A 19,899-nucleotide genomic window follows, 5' to 3' on the forward strand; every position below is an offset into this window, starting at 1 on the left:
CGATTAAAGTGAAAGAGAAGATGAACAAAAAATAACGTTTCAGAGCTCCTGGAACACCAGGAGCTCGCCTTTTGTCTGGCGATATAATGTTCGGCTCAGGCACAATAGTACAGGATCCAAGGAAGGTAACTACCTTACAATTTACAAAGAGAATTCAGAGATAAAGGAGAATACACACCATGAATACAGAGATAAAACAGTCGCTTCGGGAGCGGCTTCTGATGGATTCCGGTTGGAGATTCGCCTTAGGGCACGCTTCAGACATCAAGCTCGACTTCGGTTATTGGGAAGGCAAGCCGTTTGCCAAACAAGCCGAAGGGAGAGGCGCGATTCACGTCAATTTTGACGACAGCGATTGGAGAGAGGTTTCTCTGCCACATGATTGGGCGGTGGAGCTTGATTTTGAATATTCCACCGATAACGACATTGATTATCATGGATACAAGCCGATCGGAAGACCGAATCCGGCGACATCGATCGGGTGGTACCGCAAGCAGTTTGAGGTATCGAAGGAAGATAGGGAGAAAAGGCTATCCATTGAGTTCGACGGAATATTTCGCGACAGCATGATATGGTTGAACGGCTATTATTTGGGACGCCATGAAAGCGGGTATACCGGCTTCCGTCGCGATATTACCGACTGCGTTAAGTTTGATGGACCGAATGTGCTTGTCGTGCGAGCCGACGCAAGCCAAGTGGAGGGATGGTTTTACGAAGGGGCCGGCATATACCGGCATGTCTGGCTGGTCAAAACCAATCCGATGCATGTAGCGCATTGGGGAACGTACGTCGTTTCGGAAATTGGCGACGGATTTGCGGAGCTGTCGATTCAAACGACGGTTGTCAACGAAGAAGATCATACGAAAGCAGCCACGATCGAATCGGCAATTTATGATGCTGACGGCCGCCGAGTTGTGACCGTTCAGTCGGCGCCAATGCCGATCGGGGCGTGGAAGGAGTGCGAGTTCAATCAGTCCATTCGTTTGGAGCAGCCGAGGCTTTGGGATTTGGAGTCACCCCATCTCTATCGTCTCGTTACGACCGTCAAGGACGGCGAAGCAGAAACGGACGTTTCTGAAACATCATTTGGGATTCGCAGTATATGCTTCGATCCGGATCAAGGCTTTTTCCTGAACGGGCAGCATGTCCCGATCCAAGGCGTTTGCTGCCATCAGGATCACGCCGGAGTCGGATCGGCGCTGCCCGACCGCTTGCAATATTACAGGATTGAGAAGCTGAAGGAGCTCGGCGTTAATGCATACCGGACATCACATCATCCGCCGACGCCGGAACTACTCGAAGCTTGCGACCGTCTTGGGGTGCTGGTCATGGACGAACACCGGCAAGTAGGCTGCGGCGAGGAAATTGCTGGTCAATTACGCAGCCTGGTCAAACGCGACCGCAACCATCCTAGCATCATTCTTTGGTCGATCGGAAACGAAGAGGGCGGGATTCAGGATACGGAGGCAGGCGCCCGCACTGCAAGAACGATGAAACGGATCGTAAACGAGCTTGATCCGACACGCCTTGTCAGCTATGGCGGGAATAACGGCGGACAAAGCTCGGGGATTAATGGCGTTGTGGATGTGCGTGGCTGGAACTATTGGAAAATCGGCGCCAATTTGGATGAATACCACAACGATCATCCACAGACCCCCATGATCGGTAGCGAAGAAGCGAGCACGTTGTGCACGCGAGGCATCTACGAAAACGATGAACAACGAGGATATGTCTCGTCTTATGACGAAAACTTCCCCGGCTGGGGATCAGGTGCCGAGGAATGGATGAAGTATTATGCGGAGAGGCCGTATTTGGCAGGTGCCTTCGTATGGACAGGATTCGATTACCGGGGCGAGCCGCTTCCTTACCGTTGGCCGGCTATCAGCTCACAATTCGGCATAATGGATACGTGTGGTTTTCCGAAAGACAACTACTATTATTACCAGTCTTTGTGGACCGATCGGACGGTATTGCATCTATTCCCGCACTGGAACTGGCCAGGTAAGGAAGGGCAGGAAATCGACGTGCGCTGCTTCAGCAATTGTGAGGAAGTTGAGCTGTTCCTAGGCGGCCGCAGCCTTGGCATGAAACAAATGCAACATCTCGGACATCTGAGCTGGAAGGTTCCCTATGAGCCTGGTGCTCTTGTTGCCAAAGGATACAAGAATGGACAAGAGATCGCGTGCGTTGCCAGAGAAACAACAGGCGTTCCCGAAGAGCTGCGCTTATTGCCAGATCGCTCTGCCATCGATGCCAACGGTGAAGATGTATCGAGCATTGCCGTACAAATTGTAGATTCTTTAGGCCGGGTCATCCCCACAGCTGACAATGAAGTTGTGTTCACCATAACCGGGCCGGGTGTATTAATCGGTGTCGGCAATGGAAACCCGAGCAGCCATGAGCCGGATAAGTATATCGGTAGCGGCACGGTTTGGAAACGGAGAGCTTTTAACGGACTTTGCATGGTCATCGTCCAATCGACGAAACAAGATGGAGAACTGTGCATCACGGCTGAGTCGCCCGGATTAACTGCTGCCAAAGTAACGATCCGGACAGAGTCCTGCGTATTGCGCCCATCAGTGTAGCTGTTTGCGGAACGATGGAACCATCAAGCGGACGGGCTGAACGCGCAGCTTAGAAATAAAAAATGAAATGTTTCTGATATTAAGGAGATGAAATGGCGATGTTGAGCATTACTGCGGGAAATTCCCTATTCCAATTAGATAATAAAGGTAAAATAATCAGTCTGACCGATACCGCTACCGGTAATCGATATGAATCTGAAAAGAATATTACATCGCTGCTTCGGGTTGTTGCTGGCGGTCGAATAGAGATGCCGGAGCAGGCCGATTATGAAGCGGGATCCGGCATAGTGACCTTGAAGTTTCCCCAAAGCGGGGCGACGGTAGAGATTTTGGTCGAAGAAAAAGGGCCTTATGCGACATTAGAGGTGCAATCCATCGATGGCGATGTAGATAGCGTTATCTGGGGTCCTTACGTTACTACGGTTGCCGGTTCAATCGGAGAGTCGGTTGGAGTCGTTCATAACGGATCATTTGCCCTCGGTCTGCAAGCGCTGAATTTAAAAACCGTTGGAGGATGGCCTCTCGAACTCGACAGGTTGGAGTATGTTCAGCAATCGTTTTCGAATAGTGGTTTGCCGGATCCTGACGGCACACAGCCTTCGGACAACAAGTTCGAGTATGATGTTTGTGCGGCGTGGCCGACAACAAGTGAAGGAAGCATGCTGCAGGCGTATGCGAGAAATCGGTCAAATACGGCCCGGCGCCCCGCATGGAATTTGCCGACGGTTGATATTGCGCCGATCGCCGGCGATGACGCTCGAATCGCTGGGACAAAGATCGCCTTGTTCGGCTGCTCGGTTGATCAAGTTCTCCAAACGATTGAAGCGATCGAGCTTGGTGAAGGGCTGCCGCATCCGATGATCGAAGGTGTTTGGGGAAAAACGTCACCGGCGGCGAATCAATCGTATTTAATCACCGACTTTTCCGAAGCGACGATGGCGGATGCGGTGCGGTATACGAACATGGCTGGTTTGAACTATGTGTATCATCCCGATCCATTCGTACAATGGGGGCATTTTAAGTTAAAACCGAGCAGCTTCCCGAGTGGCGACGCCGGATTGAAAGCATGCGTGGAGCTGGCAGAACGCGAAGGAGTGAAGGTCGGTGTACATACGCTCTCCAACTTTACGACGCTGAATGATCCCTATGTGACACCATTGCCGGACGAGCGGCTGCAGTTCTCCGGATCGGCGCGAGCTGTCGGCACCGTCGGAACGGATGCGCAGGAGATAGAGGTAAGCGACCCACAGCCGTTTATGGCCAATTTGTTCCGACGTTCGGCGAAAATGGACAGTGAGTTGATCGAATACGAAGCTGTGTCCGAGAGCGCGCCTTGGAAGTTGCTGGGCGTACGGCGCGGAGTGAATGGTACGGCAGTCACTGAGCATGAAGCTGGCACGGAAATCGGCCGACTATGGGATCACCCATACGACGTCTTTTTCCCGAATATCGAACTGCAGGATGAATATAGTATGCGGATCGCCGATTTATTCAAGTCGACTGGCTTGAAGCAGATTTCATTCGATGGCTTAGAGGGCTTATATGCAACTGGGCATGACGGATACGGCGTCAACCGTTTCGTCAAGAAGTGCTTCGATGGTTGGGGTGATGAAGTGATCAACGATGCGAGCATCGTCGTTCCGAACTATTTATGGCATGTGTTCACACGCTTCAACTGGGGAGAACCTTGGGGCGCGGCAACGCGCGAAGGCCAGCTCGAATGGAGGCTCAGCAATCAGCGATATTTTGCTCGAAACTTTATTCCGCCGATGCTCGGATGGTTTCTGGTTCGATCCGCTTCCGATCGGTTCGAAGCGACGGCACCGGACGAAATCGAATGGGTTTTGTCGAAAGCGGCCGGATTCGGCGCTGGTTTCGCGCTGGCAGCCGATACGGCGGTGCTTCAGCGAAACGGAAATATAGACACGTTGTTTGCGTTGGTGAGTGAATGGGAGAAGGGGCGGCGGGCCGGAGCGTTTACGGCTGAGCAGCGAAAGCGGCTGCGTGAAACGAAGGGAGACTGGCACTTGGAACCGGTCGACGAAGGCCGTTGGAATCTGTACCCGGTTCACTTCTCGAAGCCGCTTGTCTGCAACCCTACCGAGCTGCAGCCGGGCCAACCGGGGGGCGCCGACTGGGTCTATTTCAATCCGTATGCCGATCAACCTTTGAAGTTTACTCTGCGCGTGATACCTTCGTATGGAAACGAAGACGCTTCAGTGAAACGACCTACTTTGTACACCAGCGGGGTTTACATGACATTCGAAACGGAACTTAAACCGAATCAATATCTCGTGTGCGACGGTGGAAGAACCGGCAAGATATACGATCAAAACTGGAATCTACTGCAGACGGTGCAAGCGTCAGCGGACGCGCCGATCATTCGAAGCGGGGGGCAGCCCGTATCGTTCAGCTGCAAATTTGAGGGTGATCCGAAACCGTCTGTAAGCGTGAAAGTATACACGTGGGGCGATCCGGAGAAGGTGGAAGTGATTAAAGGCGATTCGGAGGACGTTCGTTAGGTAGGGGAAGATCAATAAGGAAAGCCTCCAGTGGAGCTTAAACTATTTTTCAAAGGGAGTGGAATTGTTACCATGAAGAAAATATTGTATGTGTACGGAGGTCCTGAATTTCACCCGACAAAAGCGGCTGGGGAACTACTCAGTAATTTGGTAGGTTCTAGTGAAGGTTTTTGTCTGGAGACCACTTCCGACCTCGATATGCTAGCTCGTCTGTCCGAAGGGAAATACGCCGCCGTTGTCGTTTACACCACCGGGTTTGCCGACGAGCTGACGCCGGAACGCGAGCGTGGGCTGCTTGATTTCATCGAGTCTGGCGGCGGATTTGTCGGCGTTCATTCCGCAGCGGACAGCTTCAGAGGCAGTCGCCGGTATATCGATATGCTGGGTTGCGAGTTTTTGACGCATCCTGACCATCACAGCTTTAAAGTAGAAATCGTGAACAGTGATCATACCATCACGACAAGGATGGACTCGTTTACGATCACGGACGAAATGTATCATCTGCAAAGCTACGATCCATCCAAAGTGACGGTGCTTGCGGAAACGAACTGGCAAGGCAAGAAGCTGCCGCTCGCGTATACCAAATCATATGGTGAAGGCCGGGTTGCCTATTTGGCGAATGGCCATGATTTAAAAGCTTGGAGACATCCGGAGTTTCAGAAAATGCTGCTGCGCGCAATCCGTTGGAGCACTGGGGAAGAGAAACGTTCCGGAAAGGTCCGCTGCGGTTTGCTCGGGTTCGGTCCGTCGTTTAATATGGGTGCCGGGCATGCGAGCTGGATCAGTCAGACCGAAGGCATGGAAGTGGTTGCGGTTTGCGACGCTTCGCCGGACAGAATAGCGGCAGCCAAGGAGCAGCTTCCTGGTTTGAAGGGGTATTTTACAGATCTCGATGATATGCTGGCTATGGATGAGGTAGATCTTGTCGTCAACATTTTGCCGCATTATCTGCACGCACCGCTGGCAATGAAATGTCTTGAAGCCGGTAAACATGTCGTACTGGAAAAGCCGTTTTGTCTGACGGTTGCCGAAGGAAAAAGTTTGATTCAGAAGGCGCAGGAGCGTGGGGTCATGCTGTCCGTCTTTCATTGTCGGCGCTGGGACGAAGACTATTTGACGATCCGCGAGCTGCTGAACAAAAGATTGATCGGCGACGTGTTTCACATCGACTACTCGTCTGTTGGCTACAATCAGCCGGGCTTCAACTGGCGCTCCGACAAAGCGGTTAGCGGCGGTGTTATGTACGATTGGGGCGCGCATATTATTGACTGGATTCTGAATTTGATCCCATCTGAAATGACTCAGCTGATGGGGGATTTCCAGAAAAGAGTGTGGCATGCAGTAACGAACGAAGATCACGGAAAAATCAATATCAAGTTCAAAAACGGAGTGACGGTCGACATCATGATGTCATCTATCGCAGCGGTCAAGCGACCGAAATGGCAAATTCTCGGTACCCATGGCAGCATCGAGATGAACTCGCAGGACGAGATTTATTTGACCAGTATGGTGAACGGCGTTCGCCAATCCAGCAAGATTGAACGGATGTTCGGTACGGATTGGAAAAAATATTATTGGAATGTCGCCGACCATTTGCTGATGGACGAGGAACTGATCGTAAAACCCGAACAAGCGCTGCGTGTCGTCAGTATCTTGGAAGGTGCCTCGCAGAGCTCGGAGTTAGGCCGAAGCATTACCCCTGAGGTGCTGTGATCGAGCTTTAGTGCGGTACCAGAGTTGAACGAAACCCTTGACCAACTGAGTAATGTTTTATAAGGTGATTGAGGAAACCATAATCGTTCAAATCTTTCTTGAGGTGATGAAATTGAATAGCAAGTTAATGACGTTTAATTTACGACTTAATGTGGAATCGGATGGAGTGAACGCGTGGCCATTTCGGCACCCTGCTGCTGCACAAGCTATTTTGCAAAATGAAGCGGATATCGTGTGCACTCAGGAAGGGCAGTATGGCATGCTTCTAGATTTGGAACAGCATCTCACGGAGTATGCCTGGATTGGTGAAGGCCGACAAGGTGGACACGAGGACGAATTTTGTGCGATTTTTTATAAGAAGGAAAAATATCAAGTTGAGGAGTATGGCCACTTCAGCTTGTCGGAGACTCCTGATCAATTAGGCGTGTCCAGCTGGGACACCGCTTGCCCGCGCATGTGCACTTGGGTACGCTTTAAGTCCGAAACGGAATTTCAGTTCCTTGTGTTTAACACTCATTTGGATCATATCAGCGAGCAAGCCCAAATAGAGGGCATGAATTTAATTAAGTCGAAAATTAGTCAAATGCGGGAGAAAACCCCGCTGCCCGTTATCATTACGGGAGATTTTAACGTAGGTCCGGGTCATGCTGTCGTTCGTGAACTAGAGCAATCCGGGTATAGGAACGCTTTCTCCGCTTTGCCGGAAGGAGCAAAGGAAGCGGGGCTAACCTTTCACGATTTCCAGGGTGGTGAAACCGGGGAGCCAATAGATTATATTTTCACCACAACGGACGTGAATGTTAATCATATTGAGGTGGACCGGAAAGAGTACGACAATCGTCCTCCTTCTGACCATTATCCTGTGTGCGCAGTATTGTCTTCGTAAAGGTAATAGTAAAGTCCCCTTCCAATGGAAGGGGACTTTACTTCGTTATAGGATCAGCACGAACACCTACTATCAGGTGGAAAAGAACAGGCTGGTGACTATCTCGTATTAGGAAACTATTTTACAAACTCAAACTCAAATACTCAGCCCATTGCGCATGAAGCTCCAACTCTGAACATTGAAAGATTCCTTCAAAATCATTGGGATTTCTAATTAATTTGTTTAATGAGCCTAATCCATACTTATCTATGATGAACTCTACTATTAAATAGCAAAATTGAAATCCGTTCATTGTTCCAAAGTCCCAAGTATCGTTATTTAAATCTTGGAAATAAGGAATCGTTTGATTGCGAATTGCTTCTGCAGTCGTGCTTTTAATATATTCCGGAGCCATTTGTTTAGCTTCAAATCCACCAATGCCCTGACACAGCCATTTAGGTGCAAGAGGATTAATATAGCTAATTAACCACATCGAATACAAGTGTATGGTGGATTTAAGAATGGTTTGGTACGTATGCTCTGGTCCCGGGTTCAAAGGAGAAACAATTTTTAAAATATTTCCCTCATAAGTGCCCATGAACCAATTTGGGGCATCTGCTTCACCGACTGCTTGATGGAAAGTCGGAAGGTCCGGATAGATTTCAATGATTATTTTTTGGGATGGCTGGTGATTGAATTTTGAAGTGATTTTTTCAACATTATCTTTTAGCTCATTAAATAAGTCTTGGTGAACCTTCTTCGAATGATCCTGTAAGTCATTCGTTTCACTTTTATTGACGATTGATATCATATCTTGAATAGACATAATAGTAATGTCACCCCATTCTTTCAATTCTCTTCTTAGTTTCTCTAGTGATCGGTACAATCTGTTTTTTATTGCACTTTCACGCATTCCCATAATCTTGGATATTTCGAGCAGAGTACAGTCAACAAAAAACCGCAATGAAATGATCTGTTGGTCTATTTCATTTAGTTTTTTCAACGCGGATCTAATATCAATGCGAATTTCAATATGCTTAGCAAAATCAAGAGATATAGACTGTGATTCATATCCAGCGAAGTCATAGGTAATCTCTTTGCTTCGCGATAAACTGCGATATTCGTTTTTCACTATATTTTGAGCGATTTTAAAAATCCAAGTGAATAAATTGGAATGATCTTTAAAGGTATGAATGTTTTCTACAACCTTTAAGAAAACTTGCTGCGTTAAGTCCTCTGCAACCATAGGATTTACTTTCAACGAAAGGTAGCTGCGAATTCTTTTGCGATATTGTTCATAGTTGATTTCAAATTTATTAATGTGTCCCTGTTCTTCCGGATAAACAGGGTCTTTGTCATGAGCTCCTGACATAGTAAGAACCTCCTCTTGACCTTACGTTTAATTAGACACCGCAGGGGAGTAAAAAGCCACATACGACTTAAAATTTTTTTTGAGTGGGAGGTAATTTACATGCTGACCTCAAGGACAAAGCTAGGCTTTCAACTGGTTTTAATGAATTTACAAATTTTAAACACAAGGCGAATACTCCGTTAACAATTTCCGGATATAGTATGGATATCAAGCAATTGAATACCTAAGCAGTGGGCCTTAATTGCAGAGAATGCCCGTGACTTCCCTCCTCCATTCCTGATGGAGTTTTGAGGGGAGTCACGGGCTTTGTTGTGTTTATTTCAGCTTAGAGGAGGCGTAGAATGAGACGAATTTCTTGGCAGCCATATTTGTATTTGTCACCCGTGTTAGTGCTTTACGCAATATTTTTTGTTTTCCCTTTTTTCTTCTCCCTGTATATCAGCTTTATGGAGTGGGACCTGCTCCTTGATAAGAAGCGATTTGTCGGCTGGAGTAACTATGCAGAGGTGCTGAGCAAGCCTTTGTTCTGGAAGGTCATCGGCAATACGCTGCAGTACATGGCGCTTACGGTGCCATTATCTGCTGTACTGGGACTGCTTTATGCGCTTGCCATAGAACGGGCTGGCAAGCTTCGCTCTTTGTATCGAGTATTGTTTTTTGTTCCTGTAGTCGTGAGCGTCTCGGTGGCCGGTCTGGTGTTTTCCTTAATGTTCTCTCCGCAGAACGGACTGATCAACCAATGGCTTGACGTATTCGGAATCGGCAATCTAGCATGGCTTCAAGATACCCAGCTGGCGATCATAGCGCTAGCTATTGTAGGGGTGTGGATGTCCTTTGGTTATAACGTCATCTTGTACATTTCCGGCTTGAAGCAACTGAGTATTGAGGTGAAGGAAGCAGCGGCTCTAGACGGTGCGAATGGTTGGCAGTCCTTCCGCCATATGACGTTTCCAATGTTGATGCCTGTTCATATGTTCGTCTGGACGATCACCCTGCTTCATTCCTTGCAGGTGTTTGCTACGGTGCAAATTATGACGCTCGGGGGTCCGAACAACTCGACAAACGTCTGGGCGTTCTTTATCTGGCAGGAGGCGTTTCAATTTTTCAATACAGGCACGGCCAGCGCAGCGGCGACGCTATTGTTTATCATCGTGCTGGCGTTGACTGTCATACAGGTGCGCTGGATGCAGAAGCGCACGCAATGGGTGTAGAAGGGGGTTGGCAACTTGAAGTCACGAAATAATCTGTTGTTGCATGTGTTGTTGCTGATCTCTTTAATGGTGGTGCTGGTACCGTTTATCTGGATGCTTACGGTTTCCTTGTCCCCCAGCTCTGATCCGTTCCGTCGCGTCGCGCTTCTTATTCCGACAAGCTTAAGTCTGGAAGGTTACCTGCAAGTGTTCCAGGAGGCACCGATAGCCCGCTGGTTTACTAATAGCATGCTGCTCACGTGCATATTGACGTTTGGTCAACTGCTGCTCGGCGTACTCGCGGCCTATGCCTTTGCCAGATATCAATTTCGGGGACGAGAAACTCTGTTCTTCTTCGTGTTGTGTACGATGATGATCCCGCCGCAGGCCATCATGCTTCCGGTCTATCTGGTTGTCAATTCATTTGACTGGGTGAATTCATATAAGGGGGTGATTATACCTCATATCGCAAGCGCGTACGCTATTTTTGTTCTTCGCCAATTTTTTATGGCCATTCCTCGCGAACTGGAGGAGGCGTCGAGAGTAGACGGCTGTCATTCCGTCCAAACCTTGTATCATATCTACCTGCGGGCCTCGGCGCCTACTTTGTTTGGTGTTGGACTCATTCAGTTTGTAAACAACTGGAACGATTATTATTGGCCGTTCCTTATATTGAACGATGAGATAAAGATGACGCTGCCGGTAGCTATTGTTCAGTTCCGCAATGACAGCTATATCGAATGGGTTCCGACAATGGCGGCCGCCACTTTGTCAGTGCTGCCGGTCATTGCAATCTACATTTTGGCGCAGCGGCACTTTACGGAAAGCTCGTTACAAAGCGGTATAAAATAAGAAATATAGGAGGAATAGAAATGAAACAACGTATCAGTTTGAGCATCCTTTTGGTTACAGCTTTAATGTGGCTTTTGGTGGGTTGTGGACAAGGAAGTACAGGATCAGGAAGCAGTTCGGAATCGTCTGCGTCACCCGCAGTAACGGAGAGCGGGGTAGCCAATACAGGGAAAGCGGTAGAGATCAAATTCATGCATGTATTTGGCGGCTCGCAGGGTGAAGCGATAGAGGAGCTTGTTGATCAATATAACGCCTCACAGAACAAGGTTATTGTTCGAGCTGAGCAGACACAGGGCTTCTATGATGGGCTGCTGGAGAAGCTTCAAACGCTGGCGGTGGCGAACCAACTGCCGGAGGTGGCGATTGGGAGTTACGCGAATGGGGAGTTTATGTCAACCCGGATGTCGATTAGGCCATTACACACCTTTATTGATAAGGAAGGTTATTCTACCGAAGACTATACGGAACAGATGCTGAAGCTGGGCCAAGATATAGAAGGCAAGCAGCAGTCACTGCCGTTTCTCGTCAGCACACCTTTAATTTATGTCAACCTGGATCACTTCAAGGAAGCTGGAATTCCAGTTGTCGAGCAGCCTGAGAGCTGGGAGCAAGTTCAGGAATGGGCGAAGAAGCTTGCCGCTGTAAAGCCTAATCGCGGGGGAGTATTCTTCCAAATGGACTTTGACACGTGGATGTTCCAAACTCTTCTTGAAACCAAAGGGGGAAGCTACGCTTCCATCAAAGATAAAGACGTACAATTCAATGACGAGGCTGGAAAAGAAGTGCTTAACTATTGGCTAAAGATGATGCGAGAGGATAAGTCCATTCCACAAATGAACGGCACACAGGCGGCGGAAGCTTTCCAAAGCGGCAATTTGTCCATGCTGGTCGCAACGACAGGCAATCTGGCTAATCTGTCGAAGAACTCTTCATTTAATCTAGGCATTATGATGCTCCCGACTTGGGAGGAGGAGCAAACGCCTCGACGCTTGCCAGCTGGCGGAGCGGGACTGTATGTGTTCCAAGGTGACGAGGAGAAGGAAGCGGCTGCGTGGGATTTTGTTAAATACGCGACCTCTCCGGAATCTTCAGCTATGCTAGCGCAGAAGATGGGGTACATGACTGTGCGTGATAGCGCGCGTGAGCAATTGATGGCCGATTATTTGAAAGAGAATCCGCTAGCGGCTGCAACTTATAAGCAGGCAGAGGATATTGTGCCTTGGTTCAACTGGCCTGGCGATGCGGGAACACGGGCGACGCGAGTGATGCTTGATCATATCCAGGGAGCCTTCTCCGGCGATTTGGACGGCGATGTAGCGCTGGACAAGGCTGCAGCAGAAATAGAAAAGATATTGGGGTGGTAACAGGTGAAGCGTCCAGCTGCAATCGGTTGGGCGCTGCCTCTTCTAACAGGCTTGTCGATGCTGGTAACCGGGATGATGGAGTCTATGAAGGGCTTTTTGCCTGACTTCTTTCTAGGTGAATACCAGTTTGACGCGAAAACAAGCGGACTAATATTTGCGTTTAGTTCCGCTGGATTGCTGGCAGCCAATGTGCTTGCCGGCCGTGTAACGGCATTGTGGGGATGGCAGAGAGCCTATAGTAGACACCAAGTATTTTTTGCCTTCGGCATGGGCCTATTGGCGCTTCTGTCCGCTTCTAGTTCGGCGGTTTGGTGCGGTTTGTTCTTTATCGTGGGATATGCAAATGGAATCGTTGGCATGGTTTGCAACGTGGCACTGCCCTCTGCCTCACCGGAACGAGCGGGACAGCTGTTAGGGCGGCTTCACTTTATGATGGGCTGCGGTTTTATTATAGGGCCGCTTGCGCTTGAACTTGTGCTTAGCGGGAGGTCGTCCTCCGAGTCTGCCGCGGCTTGGCCGCTTATCCTATTTTCCTTTGCGTTATTCGGAGTGATGCTGGCTTTTACCGGCAGCAGGCTTGCTTGGCCGTCAAGCGAGGCAGATCGGTCAAGTGGGAAGCTCACGGGAGTGATCCCAACCGCGAGCCGTCAGAAGAGGGGCGTTTCACAGCACACAAGGCGAGATTCTGTTCTGCCGCTTGCGTGCTTCGGACTACTGTACTTTTGTTATGTTGGAGCAGAGGTTGGTCTTACCGTATGGTACCGTCCTTTATTGATGAGCAGCTATAATCTGGAACCATCGCTTGCGACATGGCTCTTTACAATTGCTTTTGCAGGCTTCACTGCAAGCAGGCTTGGCGTGAACCACAGCGTAAAGCGCTGGGGCTATGGCGGCAGTATTAAACGGTGCGTGGCGTTTGGCGTATTGTGTCTAGCGTGGGGAACTTTTGTTCCTGGTGTGGCTGGCGCTATAGGATATGCGGCATTTCTGATGGCCATTGCGATGATCTTTCCTATCATGACGGCACTTGCCGTTCAATATTGGGGAACGCTTGCCGCTTCCCGCATGGGTTTGTTTTTTGCTTGTGGCTTTGCGGGGGGAGCGTGCTCCACGTGGCTCATTGGCGTACAGCAGCAGTCCGTTTCATCCGGTCATGCCTTCTTTATAGTAACCAGCTTGTTTCTAGCATTCACGGCAGTATTTTTCGGGGTACTGCGTTTACGACCTATTACTGGGGGGAGACATTATGAAATTACATCATCTTTTTAGTCCGTTTTCGGTTATTGCGGCAGTCAAGACTGAGCTGGATATGGTACGAGCCGAGCGCATGGGAGTGCGTCATGTATTTCTGGTACGTTCAACGCTGAGCGAGCTAAAGGTCTTCAGCAAGCAGGCGGAACGAAGCGGTATGCACTTATTTGTGTATTTTGATATGATCCGGGGATTGTCCCAGGATAAGGAAGCCGTTCAATTCCTGCTGAACGAGGTTGCTATTAGCGGGATTGTCAGCAACAAGGCACATGTGGTAAGGGAGGCGAAGCGTCTTGGCGTATTTGGCATATTGACGATGTTTCTGCTTGACAGCCATTCTCTGGAGCTGAGCGGCAAAGTCATTGCCGACCTGCAGCCTGATGCCATCAATATTGCACCGGGCAACTTGCCTAAGAACGTTCGGGAGCTGTCTGAGCAGTACAATGTACCGATTATCGCGAGCGGGCTCATAACTTTGCCTGAGGAAGTCGGAAAGCTATATGAAGCGGGTGCTTGCGCAGTTTCAACCAGCCAATCAGAGCTGTGGTCCATTGAATGGAATACGTTGGAGAGAGAATATCATGCTCCGTAAAGAAGAGACGATATGCTTGCTGTACACCAGCGATGTGCATGGGCATTGGACACGAGGGGACGGCCAGTCGGAGGGTTCATTGGCTAGCGCCGCTAACTACGCCGTTAACAGGCGCAAGTCACAGGAGCATGTCTGGTTAATAGACAACGGAGATTTGCTCCAAGGAACACCACTTGCGCATCATGTCGCCTTGAACGAAGGGGAAAGCGGTATGAGGATGATGGGCAATCTTCTTCGAGCTAGCGGAGTAAATATGGTGGTGCCTGGCAACCATGATTTTGACTATGGCTTACCTTATTTAAAAGGGGTCATCGCCGCCTCTTCATGCATATGGCTAGCTGCCAATGTTCGTCATTGCTCTGGAAAAAATCTCACGCAATCTTATTATATTGCTACATTCGGGACAGTACGTGTCGCTTTCATCGGGGTGACCACGCGAGTACCAGCATTGAAAAACCAGGAGCGGCTGGAAGGTTGGGAATGGCTAGACGAAGTGGATACGGTCAAATCAGTGGTTAAGCAGCTTAAACCCATTGTCGATGCCATCGTCGTATGCTATCACGGCGGGTTGGAGCAGGATGGAGCGACTGATCAAGAGAATGCCGCGCTGCGTATGGTGCGTGAGGTGGAGGGCATTGATGTGCTGCTGACCGGTCACCAGCATAATCGCTGGGTTCGACGGGAGGGTAACACGCTGATGCTGCAGCCTGGGTCGCACGGTGCCGCTATTGGAGAAGTGATGCTAAGATTCTCTTCTCACGAAGAGGAAAAGGTGCAAGCAGAAGGACGGATAGTCGATATTACCGCCCAGCCGGAGTCGGAAGAGGTGCTTGCTGAAGTGCTGGATATTCGTAACAGGGCACGGAATCAGCTGGGCAAAGCTTTGTGCTGCTGCGATCCGCTTATGCAGCTTCATGATTGGAGAGATCTGACACGAATTGAGCATCCTCTTGTGGAGTGGCTGCACCGGGTTCAATTGAAGGAGAGCCGCGCACAGTTGTCAGCGGTAGCCTATGCGGGAGAGAAGAAGCTGAAGTTTCCGTCTGGAAAGCTGACTCGAGGCGATGTACAGCGTATATTTCCTTATATGGATTCACTGAGTATTTTTCAAATAGAAGGAGCGGTACTGCTTTCGGCACTTGAAGTCAGTGCTTCTTGGTATGAAGCGCAAACCTTAGAGCCACAAGAGGAGTGGCTTAAGCCGCATCTTCAGCTTTATCAGTTCATTATGTTCGAAGGCATTCAGTACACGATCGATGTGTCTCGTCCGATTGGCAAACGTCTTCAGGCATGCGAGTATCAAGGAAAAGCGGTGCGGCATACTGACATGTTCACGATTGTAATGACTGACTATTTGGCGGGACAAGCTTCCCGTTATCCGATGTTTCGAAGAATGAAACGGCTCTTCGAGCTGGAGGAGCCGTTTTTGCAGCTGCTTGAGAGGGATGCGGGCTCGCATCGCGTTCTGGAATTGGATTATACACCGAACTGGCGGATAATAGGGGGGAATGGGTTGATTAATACAACAAGAAGAATGCCCAAAGCGGTGGCTTTCGATATGGACGGAACGCTACTGCGTTCGGAAGGAACTCTGTCGGAACGAACAGTTGCAGCGCTACAACGCTACAGTGACAACGGCGGCATTATAATAATAGCGACGGGAAGGCCGCCGCGTTTGGTGCTTCCTTTATTTCCGCAATTGGCGATTGCAAGCTATTTCATCTATAACAATGGGGCGAACGTGGTTAATGCAGAAGAGGATTGGCGAGTAGAGAGGCCGATCACTAACGTTACGGCGCGCCTTGTTCATCAGCATGTACTGAAGCATCATGCGGATGGTATTTGTATTTGGGAGGTGGAGGATCGCTGGCATGCGAATCGCCGCCTAAGTGAGGAAGAGAAGGCTTGTTTCCTAGGCCCTGTTAGTCAATTGGATCCGATTATCCTTTCAGAAAAAAGCATTCGGGAGCTGCAACCATCGAAGATGCTTCTTCCGCGCAAGTATGATGTCTACAACTTGGCCGAAGTCTTTCAGGAAGAGCTGAATATATATAGGCTGTCAAGCGCTCCTTGTGTGGAGCTCACCCTTAAAACCAGCAGCAAGGCAACAGGTGTTGAAGGAATCGCCCTCCGGCTGGGACTGTCCCGTTCAGAAATAGGGGCATTTGGCGATGACTTTAATGATGTTGCAATGTTTCAATATTGCGATCATACGGTGGCCATGCATAATGCGATTGCGGAACTTGCATCCATTGCAGCGGAGAAGACAGTCAGCAATGACGAGGATGGCGTTGCTGTCAAGCTGGAGCAATGGTTGAAAGACTTGGAACAATAATTGTAACTAGTTGCTAACAGAATATGTGTCTTCAAAAGCGGCAGAACCAAGGAGATGAACATTGACGGCATCGACTTTGCAGTCAATTGATAACGCCGTAAATTAGCATGAATCAAAAAATAGTCGCTTACCCGCCAGCAAAGCGGAGTAAGCGACTATTTCAATATATAAGAATTTATAAGTTTTCACTTATAAATGTGCTTATATATCACCGCGAAACGAATGCTTTTGCCAAAGAGGACGGCGACAGCCGTTTACGCTTGTTTCTACGCGTGTGTTCTATCCTGCGCTGCTAAGAGCGTTTCTCTTCCCAGTCCAGTTGAGCTTCAAAGCGAAGCTGACTTATTTTGGTTGCCGTTAGTGACGGTAATGTGCTGTCGGTCTTGATGAGTACGAGTCTGGAATCGGCATTCCAGTCGACTTCTGCGCCGAACGTTTCTAACACGAGCCGCGCGGGAATGTACGTGTATCCTCCCTTGATGATGGCAGGCGTTCCGAGCGATTGTGGCTTTCCATTAATATAAGCTGTGGAGGAGTCAATTAATAGCTCGATTGTATGGCCTCCTTTACTTGCCGTAACCTTACGTTTCACGGGGTCCCAGCTAATCTGTGCACCGAGCTTCTTCAGGAGCTCCCGGAACGGAACTAAGGTAGCACCATTATTAATAATCGGTGTATGGGCCAGTTCCAGCAGCTCATTGTTCCAAACGATGGCTGCTTTATAGCCGACGTTGCCTGGGGGAGCTACATGATCAATAAGCCAATCGCTGGCTGCTGGGAGCGGTTCAGAAACCGGCTTTCCTAGGAAATCAAGCCACTCTCCCGTATTGGCATCAATACTTGGGTGCATGCCGCCGTAGAACAGCGGTACCCCTTCCTTGATTCGAAGTTCATATACTGGCACCGCTTCTCCAGTTTCAACATCCATGAACATAAGCTCAAGCTCATAGAGTGATAGCAGTCGCTTTTTTGCAAGCTCCTTGCTGTACTGCGGTATAATATTTTTCGGGGGAGCTGGAGTTTCCATATTAAGATCCTTTCGCATTTCTCCACTAAAATCTAATCGATAGTACATATTCATGCTGTATACAGGCTTCTGCTCGGTATATGCGCTGTTCTCCGACCGTTGCAGGAAGGGTTGAATCTCTCGAAAAAGAATATTGGCAGCACTCCCGTGCGGCAGCATATCAGGTTGAATCGTAAATGTTTTTTTAGACCAATAGATTTGATGCGATGCGATTTCGCCTGTTTCTCGGTTGATGAAGATGATGAGTTTATTTCCTGGATAACGAATGTCTTTATAGGATCGGTCGAATCGGATTTTATGAAAGGTTTTGTTTTCCTCGCGCGTGGAGTATTCGGATTCCGGAGTAGCATCTAGCTTCCATTCCTGCTGGAATGACCAGTTTTTTTCCTCTTTGTAAGCGAGAGCAATCTTTACCGCTTCATCGAAGCTGATTTTTTGCTTGCTGATATCATAAGGAGGCTCATTAGGATCTTGGCTAATCTGTGTATTGCTCATCTGTTCTTTGAAACGAAGCAATTCACCGTTCGAGGCGTTTAGCAGCAGGTTGCCATGTCTAATATCTATTCCCGCTGCTTTAGGAATGTATGTGACTTCCCAAGTATTCTTGCTTTTGTCCTGTTTGGCAGAGACAGAATTTGCTCCTTCTAGCTGTGCGCCGAGCTCCTTGGCCCGCTTGATTGCATCAACCTCATTAGTGATCTTAGCTGCTGTCGCATTTTCTACCGTAACTGCCGCATATGTGGGTGAAGCTCCTGAAGCTGAAACGATACTAAATGTTAGCACAGTGATCAGCAGCAGCGTTATCCCGCTTTTTTTGTTCCATCCTCTCCTCTTATCCGGAACCCTCAACATTATAGCCCCCACCTTTCAGTAAATGATAAATATTTCCATAATAAGTTAGACGAATGTACACATTAAAGGTTTCGGGAGTGCAAGGAAATATCATCCACTAATAAGAAGGATTTCCCAATAGGTAAATCGAATGATTATATTTGCATTATATTTTTTATTGGAGGCTAGTCAGAATGAGAAAAAGTAAGAAGGCTTTTATGTTTTTGTTGATGGTATGTTTGATGGCAGTATCGATTGCAATGCCAGCTACGGCTGCTGAAGTACCGGCAGAAGTGCCAACAGGAGTGCAAGACGATGTACCAGTTGAAGCACCGCAGGAAAACCATGAAATTTGGATGTCTGAAGATCTAGGGGGAATAGTAGAGACATTGACTTTCAAAGTTGATGGTAAGAATATTACAGAAGAAGTAATTGTAAATCTAGTTCCGATCAATTTTAGTGTAGAGTTCAATGGAGATAAGGAAACTAGTGCCGTTTTATTTGGATATCGTTTGGAAAAGGGGATACTAAGCTCCGAAACTGTTCCTTGGTCGTTTTCTGAGCCTAATCATAATGTATATAAGGGGAGCGGTTATTCCTATTATGAAGTGAGGGTTCACGACAATACAGATAACGTTGTCAACTATTACTTCAAGCCACAAGAAAAAAATGGCGTTGACCAATTAGATGCTTGGGCGAAGGCTGAGGTCGATGAAGCGATTGAGGCTGGCTTGATCCCATCTGGGCTTCAAAACAAATATAAAGAAAAAATTACACGCGCCGACTTTTCGAAGCTCATTGTTAACTACGTAGAATGGTATATGGGGCTGACGATCGATGAGGTTTTAGAAAATAACGGAATGAGTCTTGAAAATAATCCGTTCACGGATACTAGCAGCGAAGAGGTTATCGCGGCGAATAAGCTTGGCATCGTGAATGGCAAAGGAAACGGAAAGTTTGATCCGAACGGCAGCATTACAATGAATAGTGCACTAGAATAAGAGGCTTTTAATTTTAAACAATAGCGGAATATTTTTAATTAGAGTCACTGCCCGAGATACATCTTACTGATCGATCATGTGTTTTAAAAGCCGAGCTAGGTTCAGATAATCAATTCTGAACCTAGCTCGGCTTTATTATTTTATTACAGAAAGCTGGATTCATCTAAACGAGTTAACTGAATGGATGGTGGATGGTTACAAAAGATCAATTCTCTTAAACAAAAGATCATTCTTTTTGTTTTTTGTAAGCGCTTATAATAGGTGTATGAACTGATCTTATTAAATAGCTTTTGAAGGAGGCCAACATTGAGAAATCAAACTTTAGGTAAATCGAATTTGTTTTTCAAACAAGTTAAGCTTCATAGACAACTGTTGATTATGCTCCTACCCACCTTACTC

Annotated in this window: 13 protein-coding genes; 11 read left to right on the forward strand and 2 right to left on the reverse strand. The window is 48.2% G+C overall.

The genetic code is table 11. The features are described 5' to 3' along the window. Positions 1-179 precede the first annotated feature (179 nt). The 4 genes from galA to AC1DWN_RS12950 all read left to right on the forward strand — a co-directional run bounded on the left by galA (position 180) and on the right by AC1DWN_RS12950 (position 7,706). Positions 180-2,585, forward strand: a complete 2,406-nt coding sequence (gene galA, locus AC1DWN_RS12935; protein ID WP_477559309.1) for a beta-galactosidase GalA — start codon at positions 180-182, stop codon at positions 2,583-2,585. A 98-nt stretch (positions 2,586-2,683) separates the two neighbouring features. Next, positions 2,684-5,107, forward strand: a complete 2,424-nt coding sequence (locus AC1DWN_RS12940; RefSeq protein WP_477559310.1) for a hypothetical protein — start codon at positions 2,684-2,686, stop codon at positions 5,105-5,107. Positions 5,108-5,137: 30 nt separating this feature from the next. Next, the gene (locus AC1DWN_RS12945) at positions 5,138-6,820 is read left to right on the forward strand and encodes a ThuA domain-containing protein (RefSeq protein ID WP_477559311.1); all 1,683 of its coding nucleotides are present in this window, start codon (positions 5,138-5,140) and stop codon (positions 6,818-6,820) included. A gap of 112 nt (positions 6,821-6,932) precedes the next feature. Continuing rightward, positions 6,933-7,706: an endonuclease/exonuclease/phosphatase family protein gene (locus AC1DWN_RS12950; RefSeq protein WP_477559312.1), complete on the forward strand. Its 774-nt coding sequence runs from the start codon at positions 6,933-6,935 to the stop codon at positions 7,704-7,706. A gap of 121 nt (positions 7,707-7,827) precedes the next feature. Here AC1DWN_RS12950 and AC1DWN_RS12955 read toward each other — a convergent pair whose 3' ends face one another. Then, the gene (locus AC1DWN_RS12955; protein WP_477559313.1) at positions 7,828-9,057 is read right to left on the reverse strand and encodes an RNA polymerase sigma factor; all 1,230 of its coding nucleotides are present in this window, start codon (positions 9,055-9,057) and stop codon (positions 7,828-7,830) included. 341 nt (positions 9,058-9,398) lie between these two features. On the opposite strand from AC1DWN_RS12955, the gene AC1DWN_RS12960 reads away from it, so the two are divergent. Genes AC1DWN_RS12960 through AC1DWN_RS12985 form a run of 6 tightly spaced genes read left to right on the forward strand, consistent with a single transcriptional unit; the run spans position 9,399 to position 16,641 of the window. Next, complete coding sequence (locus AC1DWN_RS12960; protein WP_477559314.1) at positions 9,399-10,268, forward strand: carbohydrate ABC transporter permease; 870 nt, start codon at positions 9,399-9,401, stop codon at positions 10,266-10,268. Between the two features lie 15 nt (positions 10,269-10,283). Then, entirely contained in the window at positions 10,284-11,099 is an 816-nt protein-coding gene (locus AC1DWN_RS12965; protein ID WP_477559315.1) for a carbohydrate ABC transporter permease, read from the forward strand. Between the two features lie 20 nt (positions 11,100-11,119). After that, positions 11,120-12,463, forward strand: coding sequence for an ABC transporter substrate-binding protein (locus AC1DWN_RS12970; RefSeq protein ID WP_477559316.1), 1,344 nt, complete (start codon positions 11,120-11,122; stop codon positions 12,461-12,463). Between the two features lie 3 nt (positions 12,464-12,466). Next, on the forward strand, positions 12,467-13,732 hold the full coding sequence (locus AC1DWN_RS12975; protein ID WP_477559317.1) for an MFS transporter: 1,266 nt from the start codon (positions 12,467-12,469) through the stop codon (positions 13,730-13,732). Then, positions 13,710-14,306, forward strand: coding sequence for a glycerol-3-phosphate responsive antiterminator (locus AC1DWN_RS12980; RefSeq protein WP_477559318.1), 597 nt, complete (start codon positions 13,710-13,712; stop codon positions 14,304-14,306). Before AC1DWN_RS12975 ends, AC1DWN_RS12980 begins: the two co-directional genes overlap by 23 nt. Then, entirely contained in the window at positions 14,296-16,641 is a 2,346-nt protein-coding gene (locus tag AC1DWN_RS12985; RefSeq protein WP_477559319.1) for a Cof-type HAD-IIB family hydrolase, read from the forward strand. Before AC1DWN_RS12980 ends, AC1DWN_RS12985 begins: the two co-directional genes overlap by 11 nt. A gap of 292 nt (positions 16,642-16,933) precedes the next feature. Here the strand turns inward: AC1DWN_RS12985 and AC1DWN_RS12990 are convergent, their stop codons facing one another. Next, positions 16,934-18,520, reverse strand: a complete 1,587-nt coding sequence (locus AC1DWN_RS12990; protein WP_477559320.1) for a copper amine oxidase N-terminal domain-containing protein — start codon at positions 18,518-18,520, stop codon at positions 16,934-16,936. A gap of 173 nt (positions 18,521-18,693) precedes the next feature. On the opposite strand from AC1DWN_RS12990, the gene AC1DWN_RS12995 reads away from it, so the two are divergent. Further along, entirely contained in the window at positions 18,694-19,500 is an 807-nt protein-coding gene (locus AC1DWN_RS12995) for an S-layer homology domain-containing protein (protein ID WP_477559321.1), read from the forward strand. The last annotated feature ends 399 nt before the right edge of the window (positions 19,501-19,899 follow it).

Source organism: Paenibacillus sp. P4_A7 (assembly GCF_056402455.1).

What these genes read in the sequence shown, in the direction of transcription:
- galA (WP_477559309.1), top strand. Translation starts at nt 180, where the DNA reads ATGAATACAGAGATAAAACAGTCGCTTCGGGAGCGGCTTCTGATGGAT.
- AC1DWN_RS12940 (WP_477559310.1), top strand. Translation starts at nt 2,684, where the DNA reads ATGTTGAGCATTACTGCGGGAAATTCCCTATTCCAATTAGATAATAAA.
- AC1DWN_RS12955 (WP_477559313.1), bottom strand. Translation starts at nt 9,057, where the DNA reads ATGTCAGGAGCTCATGACAAAGACCCTGTTTATCCGGAAGAACAGGGA.
- AC1DWN_RS12960 (WP_477559314.1), top strand. Translation starts at nt 9,399, where the DNA reads ATGAGACGAATTTCTTGGCAGCCATATTTGTATTTGTCACCCGTGTTA.
- AC1DWN_RS12970 (WP_477559316.1), top strand. Translation starts at nt 11,120, where the DNA reads ATGAAACAACGTATCAGTTTGAGCATCCTTTTGGTTACAGCTTTAATG.
- AC1DWN_RS12980 (WP_477559318.1), top strand. Translation starts at nt 13,710, where the DNA reads ATGAAATTACATCATCTTTTTAGTCCGTTTTCGGTTATTGCGGCAGTC.
- AC1DWN_RS12985 (WP_477559319.1), top strand. Translation starts at nt 14,296, where the DNA reads ATGCTCCGTAAAGAAGAGACGATATGCTTGCTGTACACCAGCGATGTG.
- AC1DWN_RS12990 (WP_477559320.1), bottom strand. Translation starts at nt 18,520, where the DNA reads ATGTTGAGGGTTCCGGATAAGAGGAGAGGATGGAACAAAAAAAGCGGG.
- AC1DWN_RS12995 (WP_477559321.1), top strand. Translation starts at nt 18,694, where the DNA reads ATGAGAAAAAGTAAGAAGGCTTTTATGTTTTTGTTGATGGTATGTTTG.